Below are 19706 nucleotides of genomic sequence, written 5' to 3'. Positions count from 1 at the left end.
ATTTTTATTCTTCTAATGAAAAGTTAATTGGAAAACCATACTTTACAGGTACACGTTTTCCTTTATTTTTACCTGGCTCAAAGCGTGGTAGCTTAGATACTACTCTTCTTGCTTCTTCATTAAGGATTTCTCCTCCGTCAGGACCTAAAGTTTTGATATTAGTTACATAACCATCTCGGTCTATCACAAATCGAATCCATACTTCTCCTTCAATATGGTTTCTTACTGCTTCTCCTGGGTAACGGAAATGTTTATTAATATGCTTAACCATTTCTAAGTTAAAACAATCAAGCCTTTCTTTTTTCTTTGAGTTTTTACATTTATCAAAAGATGGTACTTTTTCTACGTAGTAAAGCTTTTTTGCTTTTGATAATTCTTCTTTTGATAATTTCTCAGTAATTCTTGTTAAGTTATCTTTATAACCTATTTCTTCCTTAACTTCTTTTACTTTTTCTATCTTAACCTCTTCAGAAGCTGAAACATCGTTAACTTTCAAAGTGCTAACTGAACTTAGGGCTTGAGCCGCTTTTTTCTTAACAACTCTCTTCTTAAGATACCTTTTACTTGCTGAAATTTTAACTTTAATTTGTCGATCTGCTTTTTTCTTTGAATTTTTTACAGGCTCAATAGTACATTTTGTTATACTATTAACATCCAATACAGACTCATCAGGAGATTCACATACTTCTTGTTGAGCATAAAAATTAAAAAATGACAACAAAAAAACCACTAAAAAATACTTTCTCATATAAATAATTACATAAATTAAAAAACTGTAGTATAGTATTCTAAGAAATTTGGCCGGGGGTAGTTAGCCGGCAAAAGTAAGTTTTTTTTTCTTTTCACAAAAAAAGAATCTTAAAAAAATAAGATTCTTTTTAAACTCTTTTTCAGCAACTTACCCACTTATTTGTTTCCTAACATTAGTAATTCGTTACAAATTACTTCTGCTATATAACGTTTATTACCTTCTTTATCGTCGAAAGAGCGAGAAGTTAACTTACCTTCTATCATAACTTCTTTTCCTTTTTCTAAGTATTTTTCAACAATTTCTGCTGTTTTATTCCAAGCAACTACATTATGCCATTGTGTATCGGTTACTTTTTCGCCTTGAGCATTTTTATACGTTTCATTAGTTGCAATAGAAAACTTTGCAAGTTTTTTCCCACTTTCCAAAGTGATGATTTCTGGTGTGTTTCCTAAGTTTCCAATTAACTGTACCCTGTTTTTTAGTGCGTTCATAATATTTATTTTTTATTGTTAAACAGTTAAAACTTTGTCATTCAATCGAATTGACAGTACAAAGATGAAACAGCAAGCAAATTAAAATCGGTTAGTAATCATTTGTTTTCGTTTGTAATTGAATATAATCGTTTATATTTGACTTAATAAGTGTAAAAAAAAATATTATTACTACTATTTTTTTTAAATTAAATTTACATTTGTTTCTCTCTAATTATTAAAAAGTTACACTACCCAATATAATTCTATATCATGTTTAAAAAAGCAACTAACAATCGTCTTTCTGTACTCATATTTTTTGTACTACAGTTTCTTTCTATATCTTTTATTTTGAGATTGGTTTTTTATTTTTGGTCATTTTCTGAAATAGACTTTTCAATAATTAACTTACTTAAAACACTTATTATTGGTTCCTTTTTTGATATAGGCGTCATCTCATTTTTCTCATTTAGTTATCTTATATATCTAATAGTATATCCAGACAAATGGATTGGAAGTACTTTTGATAGAGTAGCTACTTATGCCTTCTATTTTATATCAACCCTTATTTTAACTTTTTCATTTTTTGCTGAGATAACCTTTTGGGAAGAGTTTCAGAATAGATTTAATTTCATTGCCGTAGATTATTTAATATATACCTACGAAGTAATACAAAATATTAATGAATCGTATCCTATCCCCTTACTTTTAGCTATTATATTTCTTTTGCTATTTATACAATATTACATACTAAAAAAGCTTACGGCTTTTAAAAGTTCTTTCAACTCTAAGAAAAACTCTAAACAGCAAATAATACTATACTTAGGTCTATTAATACCTTTGATTTTTGTTTTTTTTATCAAAAACAACATGGCTGAGTGGTCTAAAAACAGGTATGAAAACGAAATCTCAAAGGCAGGAATTTATTCTTTTTTTTCTGCCTTTAGAAACAACGAATTAAGTTATACTGATTTTTATAAAACACAAGATTTGGCTTTATCTTTTAAAAAACTTAAAAAAGAATTACTCACTAAAAACGATAGTTTAACCTCAAAAGAAGCATTTGTAATTGCACGAAATGTAAAAAGTTACAACCCCACTATAAAACCAAATGTAATCTTTATTTGTTTAGAAAGCTTTAGTGCTAATTTTTTAAAACACTTTGGTAATAAAAATAACATTACACCTAATTTAGACTCTTTATTAAGTAAAAGCGTATACTTTGAAAACATATATGCTACCGGAACTAGAACAGTAAGAGGTATGGAAGCAATTGCATTGTCTGTTCCTCCTTCTCCTGGAAGAAGTATTGTTAAACGAGTTGACAATGCTAATTTGTACAATATTGGTTCTATTTTTGAAGAAAAAGGGTATTCTAAAACTTTTTTTTATGGTGGTGATGGTTATTTTGATAACATGAATACTTTTTTTGGAAATAATGGTTTTGATATAGTAGATAGAGGAAGAGGTTATTTGTTTGGTGATATGTTTACTGCTAAAAGAACAAATATTGACACCAAAGATGTTCAATTTGAAAACGCTTGGGGTGTTTGTGATGAAGATATATATAAACAGGTAATTATACAAGCAGACAAAAGTCATGCATCTAAAAAACCTTTCTTTAACTTTATTATGACAACCTCAAACCATAGACCCTATACTTATCCTGACAACAAAATAGATATTCCTTCTGGAACAGGTAGAAATGGGGCAGTAAAATATACTGACTTTGCTATTGGTAAATTTATTAATTCTATAAAATCAAAACCTTGGTTTAACAATACTGTTATTGCAATAATGGCCGACCATTGTGCTAGTTCTGCTGGTAAATGGGAATTAAATGTAGGAAAATACCACATACCAGCATTAATTTATAACCTCCCAAATACTTCTTCTCTTTCAATAGAAAAACAAGCATCACAGATAGATTTTTTCCCTACTCTTTTCGGTTATTTAGGCTGGAATTACAGTTCTAATTTTTATGGAAAAGATATAAATACGATTGACACAAAAGAACAAAGAGTATTTATTGGTAATTATAGAAAGCTCGGTTTATTAAAAGGTAATCAATTGACTATTTTAGGAGATCAAAAAAAATCATACTATTATAACTATGACAAGTCTACAAACACCTTAACCCCTAGTAACGAAAACAAAACTCAATTAGAAGAAATAATATCGTATTATCAAACAAATGATTATCGATATAGAAATGGTTTAATGAAAATACATAATTAATCCTACTTTCAAAATGAAATTTTATTTAGAAACCGAACGTCTACTTTTAAGAGAATTCCAAGAAAGTGATTTGGAAGGTATGTTTGAATTAGATTCTAATCCAGAGGTTCATAAATATTTAGGAAACAATCCTATTACGACGCATAAACAAGCCGAGAACAGTATCGCTTTTATACAAAAACAGTATAAAGAAAGAGGTATTGGTAGGTTTGCTTGTATAGAAAAAGCTTCTGGTGATTTTATTGGTTGGTCTGGATTAAAACTTAATCAAGGAGAAAAAGAAACCTTGAACGGTTTTACTAATTTTATTGATATTGGTTATCGTTTAATTCCACGCTTTTGGGGTAAAGGTTATGCTTCAGAATCTGCTTTTGCTTGTTTAGACTTTGGTTTTAAAAAAATGAATTATGATTTTATTTATGGTGCTGCCGATGTAGAAAATATTGGTTCTAACAAAATTCTACAAAAAATAGGGCTACACTTTATAAATGAATTTGATTATAAGGGAATTGATGTTAACTGGTACGAACTTAAAAAATTAGACTATGAACGATAAAAAATGCTTAGAATGTGGAGATAGAGTTATTGGTAGGGTTGATAAAAAGTTTTGTTCTGATTATTGTAGAAATGCATATAATAACAAAGTTAACAAGGAGAGTAAAAACCTAATTAGAAACACCAACAACCGCTTACGAAAGAATTATAAAATTCTTTCTGAGTTGAATACTTCTGGTAAAACTAAAGTAACTCGTCGTAAGTTATTTGATAGAGGTTTTGATTTTAAATTCATCACGTCTCTTTACACTACAAAAGCAGGAAGCACCTATTTTTATGTGTATGACCAAGGATATTTAGAGCTAGAAAACGAAATTTATTTACTGGTTAAACAAGATTAATTACTTCCACGTATTCCCTTTTAACTTCATAGCTGCAATTAGTACATCTTTTTGACTAATTTGCCCCGTCAACTTACCGTTTTCAACTATTGGGAAACGTCTTCTACGTGATTTTAAAAATTTATTAGCAGCATCTAAAATATTCATATTTCCATCTATTGTCTCAACTTCTCTAACCATGGCTTTTCCAACCGTGTTACTCTTACCAGTTGTTGAGTTATAATACCTACTTTCTGATATTTGTTTTATACAATCACCTTCAGAAATAATTCCTATTAATTCATTTTTTTCGTTAACAACAGGTCCACCAGATATTTTATGCTTTATAAGTATATCTATTGCATCTTCAATAGGTTGTTCTTCTCTAAATGTTATTAATTTTTTTGTCATGTAATCTGATACCAAGATCGGCACACCCTCTTCTTGAGGTGTATTCGTCCTTTTTCCTTGAAAACTTTTAATTGCCATAATACTAAAATTTACTCTTAAATATACTGATTTTTAATCGATTACAATTTACTCTTCTTAAAAAATAAATTACTTACTTTTATAAGTACTAAAATCCAACTATGAAATCATCAAGAAATTACCTTGCAGTTCTCATCATTATTTTAACTGTTTATTGGAGCTTTAACGATATAACACCCAGTGTAACATCTTCTAAAAAAGAAATTAGTGCTACTGAATTTTCAATTGATAATGCTCTATATCATTTAAAAAACATTTCTCAAAAGCCGCATCATACTGGATCTGAAGAACACAAAAAAGTACAAGATTACCTAGTTAAGGAGTTAAAGAAACTAAATTTAGAGCCAGAAATTCAATATCAAACTGCTATTAATAAAAAATGGAGAGCAGCTACTACTACTGAAAATATAATTGCTAGAATTAAGGGTACCGAAGACGGAAAAGCCTTATTACTTCTAACTCACTACGATTCCAACCCTCACTCATCACTAGGAGCAAGTGACGCTGGCTCTGGTGTAGTAACTATTTTAGAAGGCATAAGAGCTTACCTTGCAACAAATAAAGCACCTAAAAACGATATTATTATACTTTTTTCAGATGCTGAAGAGTTAGGTCTTTTAGGAGCACAAGCTTTTGTTGAAAATCATCCATGGGCAAAAGACGTTGGGTTAGTACTGAACTTTGAAGCTCGTGGTAGCGGTGGTTCAAGTTATATGTTGATGGAGACTAATGGAAAAAATAAAACATTATTAACCGAATTTTTAAATGCTAACCCAAATTACCCAGCTGCCAATTCTTTAATGTATGGTGTATATAAAAAGCTTCCTAACGATACCGATTTAACTGTTTTTAGAGAAAAAGGCAATATTAACGGATTTAATTTTGCCTTTATTGATGATCATTTTGATTACCATACTGAACAAGATTCATACGAAAGATTAAATAGAGAAACTTTATTACATCAAGCAGATTATTTTACAACTTCATTAAACTATTTTGCAAATGCTGATTTAACTAACTTAAACAGTGATACTGATTACATTTATGTTAATTTTCCTTTTACTAAACTATTAACCTATCCGTTTTCTTGGGTGCTACCAATGCTAATCGTTGCCTTTTTGTTATTTATAGCGCTGATTGTAGTAGGCATATATAAGAAGAAGATGACAGTAATAGGTGTATTGAAAGGTTTTATTCCTTACATACTGTCTTTAGTATTATGCATAGGTATTTCATACGGATTATGGCAACTGTTGTTGATTATCCATCCACAATATACCGACATGCTCCATGGTTTTACCTATAATGGATATCAATACATTATTGCTTTTGTACTTTTAAATCTTTGGATTCTTTTTAAAGTATATAATAAACTAAAAGAAGCTAAAGCTATCGATTTACTAGTCGCTCCTATAACTTTTGGATTGTTTATAAATGTTATAATTTACATGAATTTACCAGGAGCCGGCTTCTTTATTATTCCTGTTTTTGCTTCTTTATTTATTTTAGCAATCTTACTGTTCATGAATATAAATAAGGCATCTAGAGCTACGCTATTTGCAATTATATCTATTCCAACAGTATATATGATTGCTCCTATGATTCAATTATTTCCTGTAGCCTTAGGTTTAAAAACATTATTTATTTCTGCCATACTTTTGGTGTTTATTTTCGGATTAATGCTTCCTGTTTTTTATCAAGAAAAAACTAAAAACGGATGGCAAACATTAACTGGTTTTCTTGCGTTATTATTTTTTGGTTATGCAACTTTTAACAGCGGTTTTTCAATTGAAAAGAAAAAGCCTAATAGCTTAGTTTTTATTCAAAATTCTGATACTAACACTTCATATTGGGCAAGTCACAATAAAACATTGGATGGGTACACAAAACAGTATTTTAGCGATGATTCTAAACAAGGTGGGGCTGATTTAATTGCAGGAAAAAGTAAATACAACACTTCTTTTAATTATTATCAAAAAGCTGAAAATAAAAATATCCGTATTTCTAACATCAAAATTAATCAAGATACAATTATTAATAACCAGCGAAGTATTTCTTTTACAATCACTCCTACTCGTAACATTGATAAATACGAGTTATATACAAACACTCAAATAGAGTTAACTAATTTTACTGTTAACGGAACTTTATACGATAAAGGAAAGGCTTTTGTTGCTGATAAAGGAACCTTGTTAATTTATCAAATGGCAAATACTGATAAAGACTTGACTATTTCTTTTACAATTGATAAAAACACCGAGCCTAATATTGTAATTAATGAGATATCAAACGATTTATTATCGCATCCTAAGTTTACCATACGACCTAGAAGTGAAATAATGATGCCAATGCCTTTTGTGGTTAATGATGCTATTATTTGTACAAGAAAACTTAAACTATAAACTAAAAAAGCTCAACTTTTAAAGTTGAGCTTTTTTAGTTTTTTGTCTTTATTTAGTCAATATGGGAAACACGTAACGTGTTTACCATACCTTTTGCTTTTACAGGCATTGAAGAAAGGTTAATTATAAAATCTCCCGATTTTACATATCCTTTTTCTTTAGCTATTTCATTAATATCTTCAATAGTATCATCAGTACTTAATTCTCTATCGTAGAAATAGGCTCTAACACCCCATAAAAGATTTAACTTTCCTAGAATTCTCTTTTCTGATGAAAATGCTAATACATGTGATTTTGGTCTCCATGCAGAAATTTGAAAGGCTGTGTACCCACTATTTGTTAAAGTTGAGATTGCTGCCGCATCGATATCATCAGCCATCAATGCTGCATGATGACATACTGATTTTGTTATAAATCTTTTAGTACGTATGTGAGGTGGTTCTTGTGGAACTTCAATTAAATCTGAAAACTCAACACTACCAATAATTTCAGTCATTTTTTGAATAACTCTTACAGGATGTTTCCCTACAGAAGTTTCTCCTGAAAGCATTACAGCATCTGCTCCATCCATAATAGAGTTTGCTACATCATTTACCTCTGCTCTAGTTGGTACAGAGTTTTCAATCATAGTTTCCATCATTTGTGTAGCAATAATTACAGGAATTCTTGCCTGTTTCGCTCTACGAACCAACATCTTTTGAATTAAAGGCACATCTTGCATAGGTACCTCTACTCCTAAATCTCCACGTGCTACCATTAACCCATCACAATACGGGATTAAAGCATCAATATTTTCAACAGCTTCTGGTTTTTCTATTTTTGCTATTACTGGAACTCTATATCGTGATTTCTGTTTAATTATATCACGCAAAATACGCAAGTCTTCAGGGGTTCTTACAAATGAAAGAGCAATCCAGTCTACTTCTTGCTCTAGTGCAAAAACTACATCTTTTTTATCTTTTTCTGTTAAAGCTGGTAATGAAATTTTGGTGTTTGGCAGGTTAACTCCTTTTTTCGATTTTAAAGCTCCACCAACAACTACTTTAGTAACAACTTCACTTTCTTTATCAGTTGCTGTTACTTCAAATAGTAACTTACCATCATCAACTAAAATCTTCTCTCCTACCTTTACGTCTTTTGGAAAACGCTGGTAAGTCATATATGCTTTCTCTTGTGTTCCTTCACATTTTTCTGTAGTAAAAGTAAAAGTATCTCCCGCTTTTAATTCTACTCCATCTTGCATTACACCAACTCTTAGCTTTGGACCTTGTAAATCTGCTAAAATGGCTACATTATAGCCTCTTTCTTCATTTATTTCACGTATTTGACGTACACGCTCTTTTACTATTTCATAATCGGCATGTGAAAAATTAATTCTAAAAACATTTACACCAGCTTCAGCCATATCAGCTAAAATTTCTTTCGTGTTTGTTGCTGGACCTAATGTTGCTACAATTTTTGTTTTCTTGTTGTGTGGCATATAATTAAAAAATTAAAAAATCTTTCGATTTTAATGAGTTTACCTCTATTTCATAAGAGGTTATTATTTGAGGGATTTGTTTTATTACTTCTATAATTTTTACAATTGATTCGTAATCAAAATCTCCTTCTAACTTTAAAAAAAAATCAACTTTTTTCTTTTCTGGTATCAAGCGTGTAATTGAATCACTTTGATTAAAAAGACTTATTGATTCTGCTTCAAGAGTTGACTTAAATACATTTGCTATTAAAAACCAATCTTGACATAGTTTTGCATTAGTATATTCATATACTGTATATGATGATTGACTACCTTTTTTAATAAAGTCTAAATCGTAACCTGCTCTATTAAACTTAATTTGTAAATGTTCGTTTAATAGATATGCTAATTTATACTCGTTTAAAGTAGTATGAATTCCAATTAATGTATAATCATCATTGGAAAATTCATTTATATTCACCTCATAAATTGGCATATAAACAATTATTTGTTTTTGCTAAATTAATGAATGTATAGAAAATACTATGTAAAATTTACGAAAACGTTTTTGTTTACGTGTTAAGATTTTAGCATTTGATTTTGCATAGCAAAATATACTCTTTTAGCAGCAATTTCTTCTGCCTTTTTCTTAGATGTTGCTCTACCTTTAGCTATGATGTTTCCATCAATACTAACACGTACACTGAAGTGTTTTTTACTTTGGTTACCTGAATCTTCGTATGATTCAAACTTGTACTTCTTTTTCTGCTTTTGGCACCATTCTATAACAAAACCTTTGTAGCTAGATATTTTACCTTCTAATCGCTCAATATCCACATAAGGCATTATTACTTGTTCATAAATAAACTGATGACAATAATTGTAGCCTCTATCTAAGTATATTGCTCCTATTAAAGCTTCAAAAATATTCCCATGAATATTATTACTAACATGTTCTTTAGAAATATTACTTTTCACAAACCTAATTAACTCAAGATCTTTTCCTAAGTTATTTAAATGCTCTCTACTTACAATTTTAGATCGCATTTGAGTTAAATACCCTTCGTCTCCTTCAGGTACTTTTTTAAATAGGTAAGAAGCAATTACAGTACCTAAAATGGCATCTCCTAAAAACTCTAAACGTTCGTAGTTAATAGGACGCCCATTACTATCTACCAATTTTAAAGATCTATGCGTAAAAGCTTTTTTATAATACGATAACTTAATTGGTTTAAAATTAAGCAGTTCTTTTAATTCGTAGTAGAAGTTTTCATCCGCTTTGTTTTGGGGTTTAACAATTCTACGAAGAAAGTTCATAAAAGATTAATCTAGTTTTCTAAAGGCTACACAAGCATTATGACCACCAAAACCAAATGTATTGCTCATGGCAACTTTAATCTCTCTTTTTTGAGCTTTATTTAATGTTAAATTTAACTCTGGGTTGATGTTTTCATCAACGTTAGTGTGATTAATTGTTGGGGGAACAACACCGTGCTCCATTGCTAATAAAGAAGCAATTGCTTCAATAGCACCAGCAGCACCTAACAAATGTCCTGTCATAGACTTTGTTGAGTTGATATTAATGTTTTTAGCATGATCTCCAAAAACCTCAGAGATTGCTTTTAATTCTGCAACATCTCCTAGGGGGGTTGAAGTACCGTGAGTGTTGATATGGTCTACGTCTTCTGGTTTTATTCCAGCGTTTTCAAGACAGTTTTTCATTACTGCAATTACACCAATTCCATCAGGATGCGGTGCTGTCATGTGGTAAGCATCTGAAGATAATCCTCCACCAATAACTTCTGCATAAATTTTAGCTCCACGAGCTTTAGCATGTTCATATTCTTCTAAGACTATTGCACCTGCTCCTTCTCCTAAAACGAATCCATCACGTTCAGCATCAAAAGGTCTTGAAGCTGTTTCCGGACTTTCATTTCTAGTAGATAAGGCATGCATAGCATTAAAACCACCCATACCAGCAATTGTAACAGCAGCTTCACTACCACCAGTTACAACTACATCACAATGACCTAGTCGAATATAATTTAAAGCATCAATCATTGCATTAGCTGATGATGCACAAGCAGATACCGTAGTATAATTCGGTCCCATAAATCCATTTTTAATAGAAATATTTCCAGGAGCAATATCTGCAATCATTTTTGGGATAAAGAACGGATTGAAACGAGGAGACCCATCTCCTTCAGCATAGTTTAACATCTCATTTTGAAATGTTTCTAGCCCTCCAATACCTGCTCCCCAAATAACGCCAACTCTTAATTTATCAACGTCATCAAGGTTTAACTTCGCATCAGCAATTGCTTCATCAGAAGCAACCATTGCGTACTGCGTAAATCTATCCATTTTACGCGCCTCTTTTCTATTGATAAAATCGGTCGCGTTGAAATCTTTAAGCTCACATGCGAAACGAGTTTTGAACTTGGCAGCATCAAAATACGTTATAGGTGCTGCTCCGCTAACTCCGTTAACCAAGCTATTCCAATACTCTTCTTTATTGTTTCCTATTGGCGTTAATGCGCCAAGTCCAGTTACTACAACTCGTTTTAATTGCATATAATCTTATTTTTTTGCGTCTTCAATATAGCTAATCGCTTGACCTACAGTACCAATGTTCTCTGCTTGATCATCTGGAATTTGAATATCAAATTCTTTTTCGAATTCCATGATTAACTCAACTGTATCTAAAGAATCTGCTCCTAAATCGTTTGTGAAGCTTGCTTCGTTAGTTACTTCGTTATCGTCTACTCCTAATTTGTCTACGATAATTGCTTTTACTCTTGATGCAATGTCTGACATAATTTGTTTGTTTTAAAATTTAAAATCGAGGCAAAAATACAAATCTTAGCTATTAATTCTAACTTTTGCTCAAAAATGTGATGTCTAAAATAAAAAAAATACCTGAATATTTTGCTACAAACACCACCATTGTTAATAATTATTCTTTTTTTTGTAGTAACAAAACAACTAAATTTTAACATGAAACGCATCGTAATTTTTGCTTCTGGTTCTGGTTCTAACGCCGAAAACATCATAAAATACTTCAATTCTACTAAAACTGCGATTGTTACTCATGTGCTTTCTAACAACCAGCATGCCAAAGTTTTTGATCGTTGTGAAAAATTAAATATTGATGCTTCATTATTTGACAGAGAGAGTTTTTCTAAAAATGATACTGTGTTAAATTTTTTACTCGCTGAAGCTGATATTATTGTATTAGCGGGCTTTTTATGGCGTATTCCTTCTAAAATTGTTGACGCTTTTCCAAATAAAATAATAAACATACACCCTGCTCTATTACCAAAATATGGAGGAAAAGGAATGTATGGCATGAATGTACACAATGCTGTAAAAGAAAACAATGAAACTGAAACTGGTATTACCATTCATTATGTAAATGAAAATTATGATGAAGGAGCAATTATTTTCCAAGCTAAAACGCCTATTTCTTCAGAAGACACTCCAGAAACTATAGCTCAAAAAGTTCATGAATTAGAGTATGAACATTTTCCTAAGATTATTGAAGAGGTAATATTACAGAATGAGTAAAAAGAAAAAATATTATGTAGTCTGGAAAGGAAAAAAAACAGGTGTTTTTTCGTCTTGGGCGGCATGTAAAAAGCAAATTGATGGTTTTACAGGTGCACAATACAAAGCATTTGCTGATAAAAATGAAGCTGAATTAGCTTTAAAAAAAAGCTATAACGACTATAAGGGAAAAGACACTAAAAAAATAAGCCTTTCCGCAGAAGAAAAAGCCAAATACGGCTCTCCTATTCTAGAAAGTATTTCTGTTGATGCTGCATGTGCTGGAAACCCTGGTTTAATGGAATACAGAGGTGTTTTAACTCATAATAAAAAAGAAATATTTAAAATGGGACCATTTAAGAATGGCACTAATAATATTGGTGAGTTCTTAGCCCTTGTACATGGAATTGCTTTGTTAAAAAGTAAGAATATGAATTCTCTCCCTATTTATTCGGATTCAAAGATAGCTATGAGTTGGGTTAAAAAGAAGCAATGTAGAACCAACATTACATTTGACAGCTCTAATAAAGAGATCTTAGACTTAATTAAACGTGCTGAAACCTGGTTACAACAAAACTCATTTAAAAACCCATTATTAAAGTGGGAAACTAAAGCTTGGGGAGAAATCCCTGCTGATTTTGGCAGAAAATAAAAAACCGAGTATTTTAAATACTCGGTTTAATTCTCTTATTCTGCAAAATATTAACTTATTTCACTGCCATTTTGGTCTCTTCCTTCCAAGTTTGTACGCTTGCTATGGCATTATCTTTAAAATCGATTTCTTTCAATCCATCTTCTTTCCACATAAACCATTTACCTACTTTTTTTCCTGCTTCATAATGACCAATAGCCACTTTGTTTCCTTTCTTATCAAAAGAAGTCCAAGTACCGGTTAACTTTTTATCTTTGAAAAAACCTTGCTCTTTAATAGTACCATCTTCATAAAAATAAGTGGCTTTTACCAAATTACCTTCAACTTCATATTTTGGTTCTACGTCTTGAGCTTGTAAAAACGATACTGATAACACGCAAGCTGCTATTATTAATTTTTTCATAATCTAAATCTTTTAAAGTTAATACCTGTTAACACAAATATACAAAAAATTTACATATTTAAAACGTTTACGTAACATTAAATTAACATTGAAGGTTTTTTAAAATCTATTTATCTATATAAAAAAGTTTAAAAACCTTATATTTACATGTATTAATCTTTAAAAAAAATTATTATGGCAGTAATGAAAGTTATTGAAATTTTAGCTAATTCTGAGAAAAGTTGGGAAGATGCCACAAGAAAAGCTATTAAGCAAGCTTCAAAATCAGTAAAGGGTATTAAATCTGCCTTTGTACAATCACAAAGTGTCGTTGTCAATGATGATGAGGTAACTGAATTTAGAGTAAACCTTAAAGTAACCTTTGAAGTAAACTAACCTTAATATAAACTAACTACTTACTATGTGCGGTTTTGATAATTATCTAAGCCGCATATTTTATCTTTAAATTATTATGAACACTACACAATACATCCTTTTAGGCTTTGTCGCTTTTATTCATTTATATATTCTTATAATAGAAATGTTATTATGGACTAAACCTAAAGGAATAAAAACTTTTGGTTTAAAATCTAAATCTTTTGCTGAAGAAACTAAGGTTATGGCTGCCAACCAAGGTTTATATAACGGTTTTCTTGCGGCTGGTTTAATTTGGTCTATTATATCACAAAAAATTGATGTTGGTATATTTTTTATGGCTTGTGTTTTTATTGCTGGACTTTATGGTTCTTTTTCTACAAAAAAACCTCGTATTTTTGTCATTCAGTCTATACCTGCTTTATTAGGATTAATCAGTTTAATGCTATAAAACCTAACCACTACTAACTAAAATCATTTATTAACAACTAAAATTTACCATAAGAAATGGAAAAGTATTTAGAAAAATTTCAAGAACTGATAGTTACATATGCTCCAAAAGCTATTGTTGCTATTATTATTTACATTGTAGGTTCTTATATTATTAACTTAATTCTTAGAGCAGCTAAAAAAGTAATGTCTAAAAGAGATGTAGATATTACATTACAAAAATTCTTAGTAAATCTTTTAAACTGGTCTTTAAAGATCATTTTAATTATTACGGTAATAGCTAAGCTAGGTGTTGAAACTACTTCTTTTGCTGCCATCTTAGCTTCTGCTGGTTTAGCTGTTGGTTTAGCCTTACAGGGCTCATTAGGTAATTTTGCTGGTGGTGTTTTAATTATGCTTTTTAAACCTTTTAAAGTTGGAGATTTAATTGAAGCTCAAGGAGAAATTGGTGTTGTAAAGGAGATTGAAATCTTTACTACCAAGCTTACAGGATTATCTAATAAAGAAATAATTATTCCTAATGGTTCTTTATCTAATGGAAATATTGTTAATTATTCTTCAGAAGGGACTCGTAGAGTGGACTTAACTTTTGGTGTTTCTTACGATGCTGACATTAAGCAAACTAAAGAAATATTAATGAATGTTATTACTTCACACCCTAAGGTATTAAAAGACCCAGCACCAACAGTAAATGTATCTGAATTGGCAGATAGCTCTGTGAATTTTGCTGTGAGACCTTGGTCTAAAACAGAAGATTATTGGGCTGTATACTTTGATATAACTGAAAACACTAAAATTGCTCTAGATAAAGCTGGAATTGAAATTCCTTACCCTCACTCTGTAGAAATTCATAAAGAGGGTTAACGTTTTTTTTCGGGTGTAACCACAAAATCTTTTAAATAAAAAGGTTCAAAATAAGCGACATCTTCGATGTCGTTTTTTTTATATTTATCAAAACTTAACTTTACCATTTCTTTTGCTGAAGGAAACTCTCCGTCAATAAAAACTGCATTTTCGTGCGTAATAACTTCTTTACACTTTTCTGCTCCATCTCCTAAAAAATATACTTTTCCTTTAGACAAATACTCTTGAAAAGAATTTTCATCTATAACTTCAGCTTTAATATCTCTTACTTGTTCGTGTTTAGAATTATATACCGCTGCATATACTTCCATACGGCGAGCATCTAACATAGGAATAATTACTCCTTGCTCTATGGAAAGTTTATAAGCCAAAGATTGTAACGTTTCTATAGATATTAAAGGTTTATCAAATGCAAAGCACAAACCTTTTGCTGCTGAAACTCCTATACGCAATCCTGTATAAGAACCAGGCCCTTTACTTACTGCAACAGCATCAATATCATTAAAAGAAAGTTTTGCTTCTTGCATAACTTGCTGAATAAATGGGTGTAGTTTTTCAGCATGTGAATAATTCCCATCATTTAACTCTTGTACTGCTAAAAGTTCACCTTTATCTGCTACGCTTACCGAACAGTTTTTAGTTGCAGTTTCTATATGTAAGATTGTTGCCAAATCTGAAATTTATTTTTTGGCAAAGATACATTATAAAGAAAAACCTCATTAGTAAAATTCTAACAAGGCTCTTCCAACAATAAACATATCTTTCTTAGTTAGTCAACGATTGACTCTCCGTAGTAAAACTTCAATACTTTCGTTTTAAACACATAATCGTATTTAGCTCTAATCATTGCTCCTTCTGCATTCACTAGTCTATTACGCACTTGATCGAAATCAAATTGAGTCATTGATCCATAGTCATAGCTAACTTGAGCATTTTTAAAGGCTTCCTTTTGGGCCTCTAATGATACTTGTGCTACTTCATAAGTTTTAGCTGCGGCTTTTGCATCTAAAAAAGCGCTTTCTATTTCTTGTTGTAACTGTAATTTTTGATTTTCTAAAGCAAGTTCAGAAACCTCTTTGTTTATAATAGATTTAGCGACTCTATTTTTTGTTTGAAAGCGATTAAAAATTGGAATATTAAGTGATAAACCTATGTTATACCTAATTCTATCTTTTGTTTGTTTGAAAAAATACTGATTGCTTTGACCTGGAAATAGGTTATTAAATTGGTGAAAATAAGAACTACTTGCGCCTATTGAGTAAGACAAGTTAGGCAAGTAAGCTCCTTTTTCTAACTTAATACTTAGGTCAGCATTACTTACATCTAATTTTGCTCTTTCTATATCTGGCCACGCAGTTAATGCTTTCTCATATACCATATTGGAATTATTATACAATAATGCTGCAGAAGGAGAGCCAACTTCTATATCAGCTACATCAAAATCCTCAGAAGGTATTTGCAATAATTGACTCAATCTTAGCAAAGCTATACTTAATGTATTCTCCTGTAAAACAACACTTTGAACATCGTTCGCAGCAGTAGACTCCACATTTAACAGATCTCCTTTTGGTATTACTCCTCCTTCAAACTGAGCTCTAGCTCTTTCTATTTGCTTTTTACTAATTTCTGCTTGAACTGTTGCAACCTCTAAATTTTCTTTGGCAAATAATACATTTAGATATTCATTTACAACATTTAAAGAAATATCATTTTCTATTTTAGCTAAGTCCAACTCGCTCCCTTTAACACTTAATTGCGCCTGTTTTTTCTGGTTAAGGTTTCTAAACCCATTAAAAATAGTTCCTCTACTCGACAGACCAAATGAAGAATTAAAGTTTTGTGTATTCTTTAAAACTCCTGTTTGATCTGGTGATAAACCAGAACTAAAACCAGCACTTGAAGAGGCGTTTAAATCAGGCAAAAAATTCCCTTTAGATATTTCAACATCCTTTTCAGCTAATTGAACGCTTAATCGATTTTGTTTAACTGTTATGTTATTTTTTAGGGCGTAATCTACGCACTCTTTAAGTGTCCATTGTTTTTGTGAAAAAACAGCTACAGAAGTGAAAATAGCTGCAAATAATGCAATTTTAGTTTTCAAAAGATCAATATTTTTTTATTTAAACTCAGTTAGTTTATATTTCTAAAAGTAGAAATATATTGCTTTTCTATTAATTAGAAAAACTAGCAAACAATTTTATAACCTAACGTATAAAAACGGTAAGTTATTTTCTACTGCGACTATATGACGATTAAAACTGAGAAATGTTACAAAAAATATTCTTAACTTAAGAATACTAATTTTGAGCTTTCTTTTTATGACGGTAAATAAAGTAAAATAAAAGTCCTACTAATATATATGGAAACACCATTAAATAAGTAATTCCATTATTTACTCCTTCAGCAATAGTTTCATTACCACCTTCAATCACTGCCTTACACATTGCGCATTGTGCAGAAGCATCAATCGAAAATGCAACAAACATTAAAAGTATAATCTTTTTAAACATAATAAGGTGATATCATTAAATAAACAACTACTCCTGTAACCGCTACATATAACCATAACGGAAATGTAATTTTAGCAATTTTCCTATGCTCAGAAAAGTTACCCAAACGGGCTCTCATAAAGGTTATTAACACAAATGGGATAATAATGATTGATAATAATATATGAGTTATTAAAATAAAAAAGTACACATATTTAACTATTCCTTCTCCTCCAAATTTAGTAGAATCTGAAGTCATATGGTACGCTACATACATTACTAAGAATAATGCTGAGCAAATTATAGCCGTCGTATTTAGTTGTTCATGCAATTTTCTCTTTCCATTTTTAATCGCTACTACTGAAGCAACTAACAATACTGCTGTTAACCCATTTATACTAGCGTAGATGGGAGGTAAAAAAGACAATGGCTCTACATTAGGTATTTTAATCCCAAATAAAGCAGCTACTGCAATAGGAATTACAATAGAAACTATAGTAATAAACTTTTTATATTTTTTTTCTTCTGCTGTACTCATGTTACTCTTTAAGTAATAACTTAATATCTTCTTTTAACTCACTAATTTGGTTTCCAAAATTATGCTCATCTAAAGCACGATAATACATAATTGGGTTTCCGTGTTCATCATATCGAGAACGTATATATCCATCTTTATCTACCAAAGCAAATAATCCAGAATGCTCAAAACCACCATGGCTAGCTTCTCCTTTACCAGCATACAGCTTGAAACCTTCATTTGATAAATCATATACAACATCCTCTGGCTTCCCTGTTAATAAATGCCAATTTTTATGATTTATTCCGTTACTCTTTGCATATTCTTTCAATTGATGTGGTGTGTCAATTTCAGGTGTAATTGAAAATGATGCTATCCCAAAATTAGGATTCCCCATAAATTCATTTTGAATTTCTACCATTTGTGCATTCATTAAAGGACAGATAGTAGGACAAGTGGCAAAAAAGAACTCAACTACATATACTTTACCTTCGTAGTCCTTATTAGTGATTGTTTCACCGTCTTGATTGATAAATTCAAAATCTGGCACTTTATTGAATTTATGCAAATTAGCTGTTTGGAAGTGTGCTACAATTTTAGGAATTGCATAAATACCAAAAAGCAATACTATTAGTGAAATACCTATGTATGAATAATTTTGTTTTTTCATGTCAGTCTTCCTTAAATTTCTCTATCTGCGTTATTCTTTTTTAATGCCAATCGATATTCAGCCAATACTACCTTAACATCATCTTTCATTTTATTGTTTAATTCAGCTACAGACTTCATATTATAACCAAACAATTTACCTCCTGCACTATCCTCATCATCTGTTCTTCCTCTTAAACTCCCACTTTTATCAATTATAAAAGCCTTTGAAGAATGTAAGTTTTTATCTAATGACTGATTTGTTTTAAAACTATCGTACAATACTTCAATTTCTGCTTCACTTGCATAGATAAAGTTCCATTTTATCATGTTTGTAAAAGCTCCTATTTCTTTCTGAAGTTTTTCTACATCTTCCTTAGATTCATTTGAAGCAATAACAATTAACTGGAAATCTTTAAATCCATAAAATGGTTTGTAAATCTTTTCATTAAGGTTAAATAACTCTCCCTTTGCCTCTTCTATACTACTTCCTAAAAAGGTTACAATTGATATTCTTTTATCAAACTGATGTTTTTTACTTATTGAAGAAACATCAATTACATTTTCTGTAAGTACAGGTAACTTTGCAAAGTTATTAATTCCTAATGATAAAAATATATAAAACAATAATGGCACAATAAACAGTGCAAATAATACTATATTTCTTTTTGTTTTATCCATTTTATTATAAATTTAAGTATAAAAAAAGGTGGTTATAACACCACCTTTAATTTTTATTTTATATGATTACCATTTTACTAATGGTGCTAATGTATCGTATAAGTAACCACCTTCTATTAATACTAAGGTTACTAAGTAACATATTAGGAAAACAGCTGTCCAAACGATAGCACGTCTAAACCAAGGTTTTTCTCCTTCTAAGTGCATAAAAGCCCATGCAATGTAGTATGCTTTTACAATTGTTAAGATAATGAATATCCAGTTTAACCAACTAGTACCCCATCCATGTAAGTGTAAACCTGCTGGTTTTACAATACCTAAAGCTACCTCTACTGTTGTTACTATTGTTAAGATTGCTAAAACAATCCAAATTCTTTTTGTATTTGATTCGTGTGCGTGACCCATTTTTACTATTGTT

The 19706-nt window shown here is 30.6% G+C and carries 25 protein-coding genes; 9 read left to right on the top strand and 16 right to left on the bottom strand.

The window, feature by feature from the left end; genetic code table 11:
* Positions 1 to 4: 4 nt before the first annotated feature.
* Both C8N27_RS05785 and C8N27_RS05780 read right to left on the bottom strand, forming a co-directional pair.
* Positions 5 to 748 (bottom strand): energy transducer TonB, encoded by a 744-nt coding sequence (locus tag C8N27_RS05785; RefSeq protein WP_121146616.1) that lies wholly within the window; start codon positions 746 to 748, stop codon positions 5 to 7.
* A gap of 158 nt (positions 749 to 906) precedes the next feature.
* Positions 907 to 1242, bottom strand: coding sequence for a single-stranded DNA-binding protein (locus C8N27_RS05780; RefSeq protein WP_121146615.1), 336 nt, complete (start codon positions 1240 to 1242; stop codon positions 907 to 909).
* An 849-nt stretch (positions 1243 to 2091) separates the two neighbouring features.
* Between C8N27_RS05780 and C8N27_RS05775 the strand changes: the two genes are divergently transcribed.
* Genes C8N27_RS05775 through C8N27_RS05765 form a run of 3 tightly spaced genes read left to right on the top strand, consistent with a single transcriptional unit; the run spans position 2092 to position 4355 of the window.
* The gene (locus C8N27_RS05775; RefSeq protein ID WP_317125071.1) at positions 2092 to 3459 is read left to right on the top strand and encodes an LTA synthase family protein; all 1368 of its coding nucleotides are present in this window, start codon (positions 2092 to 2094) and stop codon (positions 3457 to 3459) included.
* A gap of 13 nt (positions 3460 to 3472) precedes the next feature.
* On the top strand, positions 3473 to 4015 hold the full coding sequence (locus C8N27_RS05770; RefSeq protein WP_121146613.1) for a GNAT family N-acetyltransferase: 543 nt from the start codon (positions 3473 to 3475) through the stop codon (positions 4013 to 4015).
* Positions 4005 to 4355 carry a hypothetical protein gene (locus tag C8N27_RS05765; RefSeq protein ID WP_099215135.1) on the top strand — a complete coding sequence of 117 codons (351 nt, stop codon included), beginning with the start codon at positions 4005 to 4007 and terminating at the stop codon, positions 4353 to 4355. Before C8N27_RS05770 ends, C8N27_RS05765 begins: the two co-directional genes overlap by 11 nt.
* Here C8N27_RS05765 and C8N27_RS05760 read toward each other — a convergent pair whose 3' ends face one another.
* Positions 4356 to 4823, bottom strand: coding sequence for a CBS domain-containing protein (locus tag C8N27_RS05760; protein WP_099215134.1), 468 nt, complete (start codon positions 4821 to 4823; stop codon positions 4356 to 4358).
* Between the two features lie 101 nt (positions 4824 to 4924).
* On the opposite strand from C8N27_RS05760, the gene C8N27_RS05755 reads away from it, so the two are divergent.
* The gene (locus C8N27_RS05755; protein WP_121146612.1) at positions 4925 to 7225 is read left to right on the top strand and encodes a M20/M25/M40 family metallo-hydrolase; all 2301 of its coding nucleotides are present in this window, start codon (positions 4925 to 4927) and stop codon (positions 7223 to 7225) included.
* 52 nt (positions 7226 to 7277) lie between these two features.
* On the opposite strand, the gene pyk is transcribed toward C8N27_RS05755, so the two are convergent.
* The 5 genes from pyk to C8N27_RS05730 form a co-directional block, all read right to left on the bottom strand.
* Positions 7278 to 8705, bottom strand: a complete 1428-nt coding sequence (gene pyk, locus C8N27_RS05750) for a pyruvate kinase (protein WP_121146611.1) — start codon at positions 8703 to 8705, stop codon at positions 7278 to 7280.
* A gap of 4 nt (positions 8706 to 8709) precedes the next feature.
* Positions 8710 to 9180, bottom strand: a complete 471-nt coding sequence (locus C8N27_RS05745; protein WP_099215131.1) for an IPExxxVDY family protein — start codon at positions 9178 to 9180, stop codon at positions 8710 to 8712.
* Positions 9181 to 9263: 83 nt separating this feature from the next.
* Positions 9264 to 10001 carry a ribonuclease III gene (gene rnc, locus C8N27_RS05740; RefSeq protein ID WP_099215130.1) on the bottom strand — a complete coding sequence of 246 codons (738 nt, stop codon included), beginning with the start codon at positions 9999 to 10001 and terminating at the stop codon, positions 9264 to 9266.
* Between the two features lie 6 nt (positions 10002 to 10007).
* Positions 10008 to 11258: a beta-ketoacyl-ACP synthase II gene (fabF, locus tag C8N27_RS05735; protein WP_121146610.1), complete on the bottom strand. Its 1251-nt coding sequence runs from the start codon at positions 11256 to 11258 to the stop codon at positions 10008 to 10010.
* A gap of 6 nt (positions 11259 to 11264) precedes the next feature.
* Positions 11265 to 11501: an acyl carrier protein gene (locus tag C8N27_RS05730; protein ID WP_028891431.1), complete on the bottom strand. Its 237-nt coding sequence runs from the start codon at positions 11499 to 11501 to the stop codon at positions 11265 to 11267.
* Between the two features lie 180 nt (positions 11502 to 11681).
* On the opposite strand from C8N27_RS05730, the gene purN reads away from it, so the two are divergent.
* Together purN and C8N27_RS05720 are read left to right on the top strand one after the other, a co-directional pair.
* Entirely contained in the window at positions 11682 to 12251 is a 570-nt protein-coding gene (gene purN / locus C8N27_RS05725) for a phosphoribosylglycinamide formyltransferase (protein WP_121146609.1), read from the top strand.
* Positions 12244 to 12882, top strand: coding sequence for a ribonuclease H1 domain-containing protein (locus C8N27_RS05720; protein ID WP_121146608.1), 639 nt, complete (start codon positions 12244 to 12246; stop codon positions 12880 to 12882). Before purN ends, C8N27_RS05720 begins: the two co-directional genes overlap by 8 nt.
* Before the next feature lie 55 nt (positions 12883 to 12937).
* Here C8N27_RS05720 and C8N27_RS05715 read toward each other — a convergent pair whose 3' ends face one another.
* Positions 12938 to 13285: a toxin-antitoxin system YwqK family antitoxin gene (locus C8N27_RS05715; RefSeq protein WP_121146607.1), complete on the bottom strand. Its 348-nt coding sequence runs from the start codon at positions 13283 to 13285 to the stop codon at positions 12938 to 12940.
* 174 nt (positions 13286 to 13459) lie between these two features.
* On the opposite strand from C8N27_RS05715, the gene C8N27_RS05710 reads away from it, so the two are divergent.
* The 3 genes from C8N27_RS05710 (at position 13460) to C8N27_RS05700 (ending at position 14953) form a co-directional block, all read left to right on the top strand.
* A complete protein-coding gene (locus C8N27_RS05710) occupies positions 13460 to 13660 on the top strand; it encodes a dodecin family protein (RefSeq protein ID WP_047788376.1) in 201 nt (66 codons plus the stop codon).
* A gap of 76 nt (positions 13661 to 13736) precedes the next feature.
* A complete protein-coding gene (locus C8N27_RS05705) occupies positions 13737 to 14090 on the top strand; it encodes a DUF1304 domain-containing protein (RefSeq protein WP_121146606.1) in 354 nt (117 codons plus the stop codon).
* 56 nt (positions 14091 to 14146) lie between these two features.
* Positions 14147 to 14953 (top strand): mechanosensitive ion channel family protein, encoded by an 807-nt coding sequence (locus C8N27_RS05700; protein ID WP_099215124.1) that lies wholly within the window; start codon positions 14147 to 14149, stop codon positions 14951 to 14953.
* Here C8N27_RS05700 and tsaB read toward each other — a convergent pair.
* From tsaB to C8N27_RS05665, 7 genes are all read right to left on the bottom strand, one after another.
* Complete coding sequence (tsaB, locus tag C8N27_RS05695) at positions 14950 to 15624, bottom strand: tRNA (adenosine(37)-N6)-threonylcarbamoyltransferase complex dimerization subunit type 1 TsaB (protein WP_121146605.1); 675 nt, start codon at positions 15622 to 15624, stop codon at positions 14950 to 14952. The genes C8N27_RS05700 and tsaB overlap by 4 nt on opposite strands.
* 98 nt (positions 15625 to 15722) lie before the next feature.
* A complete protein-coding gene (locus C8N27_RS05690) occupies positions 15723 to 17054 on the bottom strand; it encodes a TolC family protein (RefSeq protein WP_121146604.1) in 1332 nt (443 codons plus the stop codon).
* A 196-nt stretch (positions 17055 to 17250) separates the two neighbouring features.
* Positions 17251 to 17439 carry a CAMCR motif-containing small membrane protein gene (locus C8N27_RS05685; RefSeq protein WP_237270789.1) on the bottom strand — a complete coding sequence of 63 codons (189 nt, stop codon included), beginning with the start codon at positions 17437 to 17439 and terminating at the stop codon, positions 17251 to 17253.
* A gap of 16 nt (positions 17440 to 17455) precedes the next feature.
* Positions 17456 to 17980 (bottom strand): DUF420 domain-containing protein, encoded by a 525-nt coding sequence (locus C8N27_RS05680; protein WP_121146603.1) that lies wholly within the window; start codon positions 17978 to 17980, stop codon positions 17456 to 17458.
* Between the two features lies 1 nt (position 17981).
* Positions 17982 to 18629 carry an SCO family protein gene (locus C8N27_RS05675; protein ID WP_121146602.1) on the bottom strand — a complete coding sequence of 216 codons (648 nt, stop codon included), beginning with the start codon at positions 18627 to 18629 and terminating at the stop codon, positions 17982 to 17984.
* 11 nt (positions 18630 to 18640) lie between these two features.
* On the bottom strand, positions 18641 to 19288 hold the full coding sequence (locus C8N27_RS05670; RefSeq protein ID WP_121146601.1) for a hypothetical protein: 648 nt from the start codon (positions 19286 to 19288) through the stop codon (positions 18641 to 18643).
* 66 nt (positions 19289 to 19354) lie between these two features.
* On the bottom strand, positions 19355 to 19693 hold the full coding sequence (locus tag C8N27_RS05665) for a cytochrome C oxidase subunit IV family protein (RefSeq protein ID WP_099215117.1): 339 nt from the start codon (positions 19691 to 19693) through the stop codon (positions 19355 to 19357).
* Positions 19694 to 19706 lie beyond the last annotated feature (13 nt).

It is taken from the genome of Tenacibaculum discolor (assembly GCF_003664185.1).
Taxonomy (GTDB): domain Bacteria; phylum Bacteroidota; class Bacteroidia; order Flavobacteriales; family Flavobacteriaceae; genus Polaribacter; species Polaribacter discolor.
This window is presented reverse-complemented; position numbering and strand designations above follow the sequence as displayed.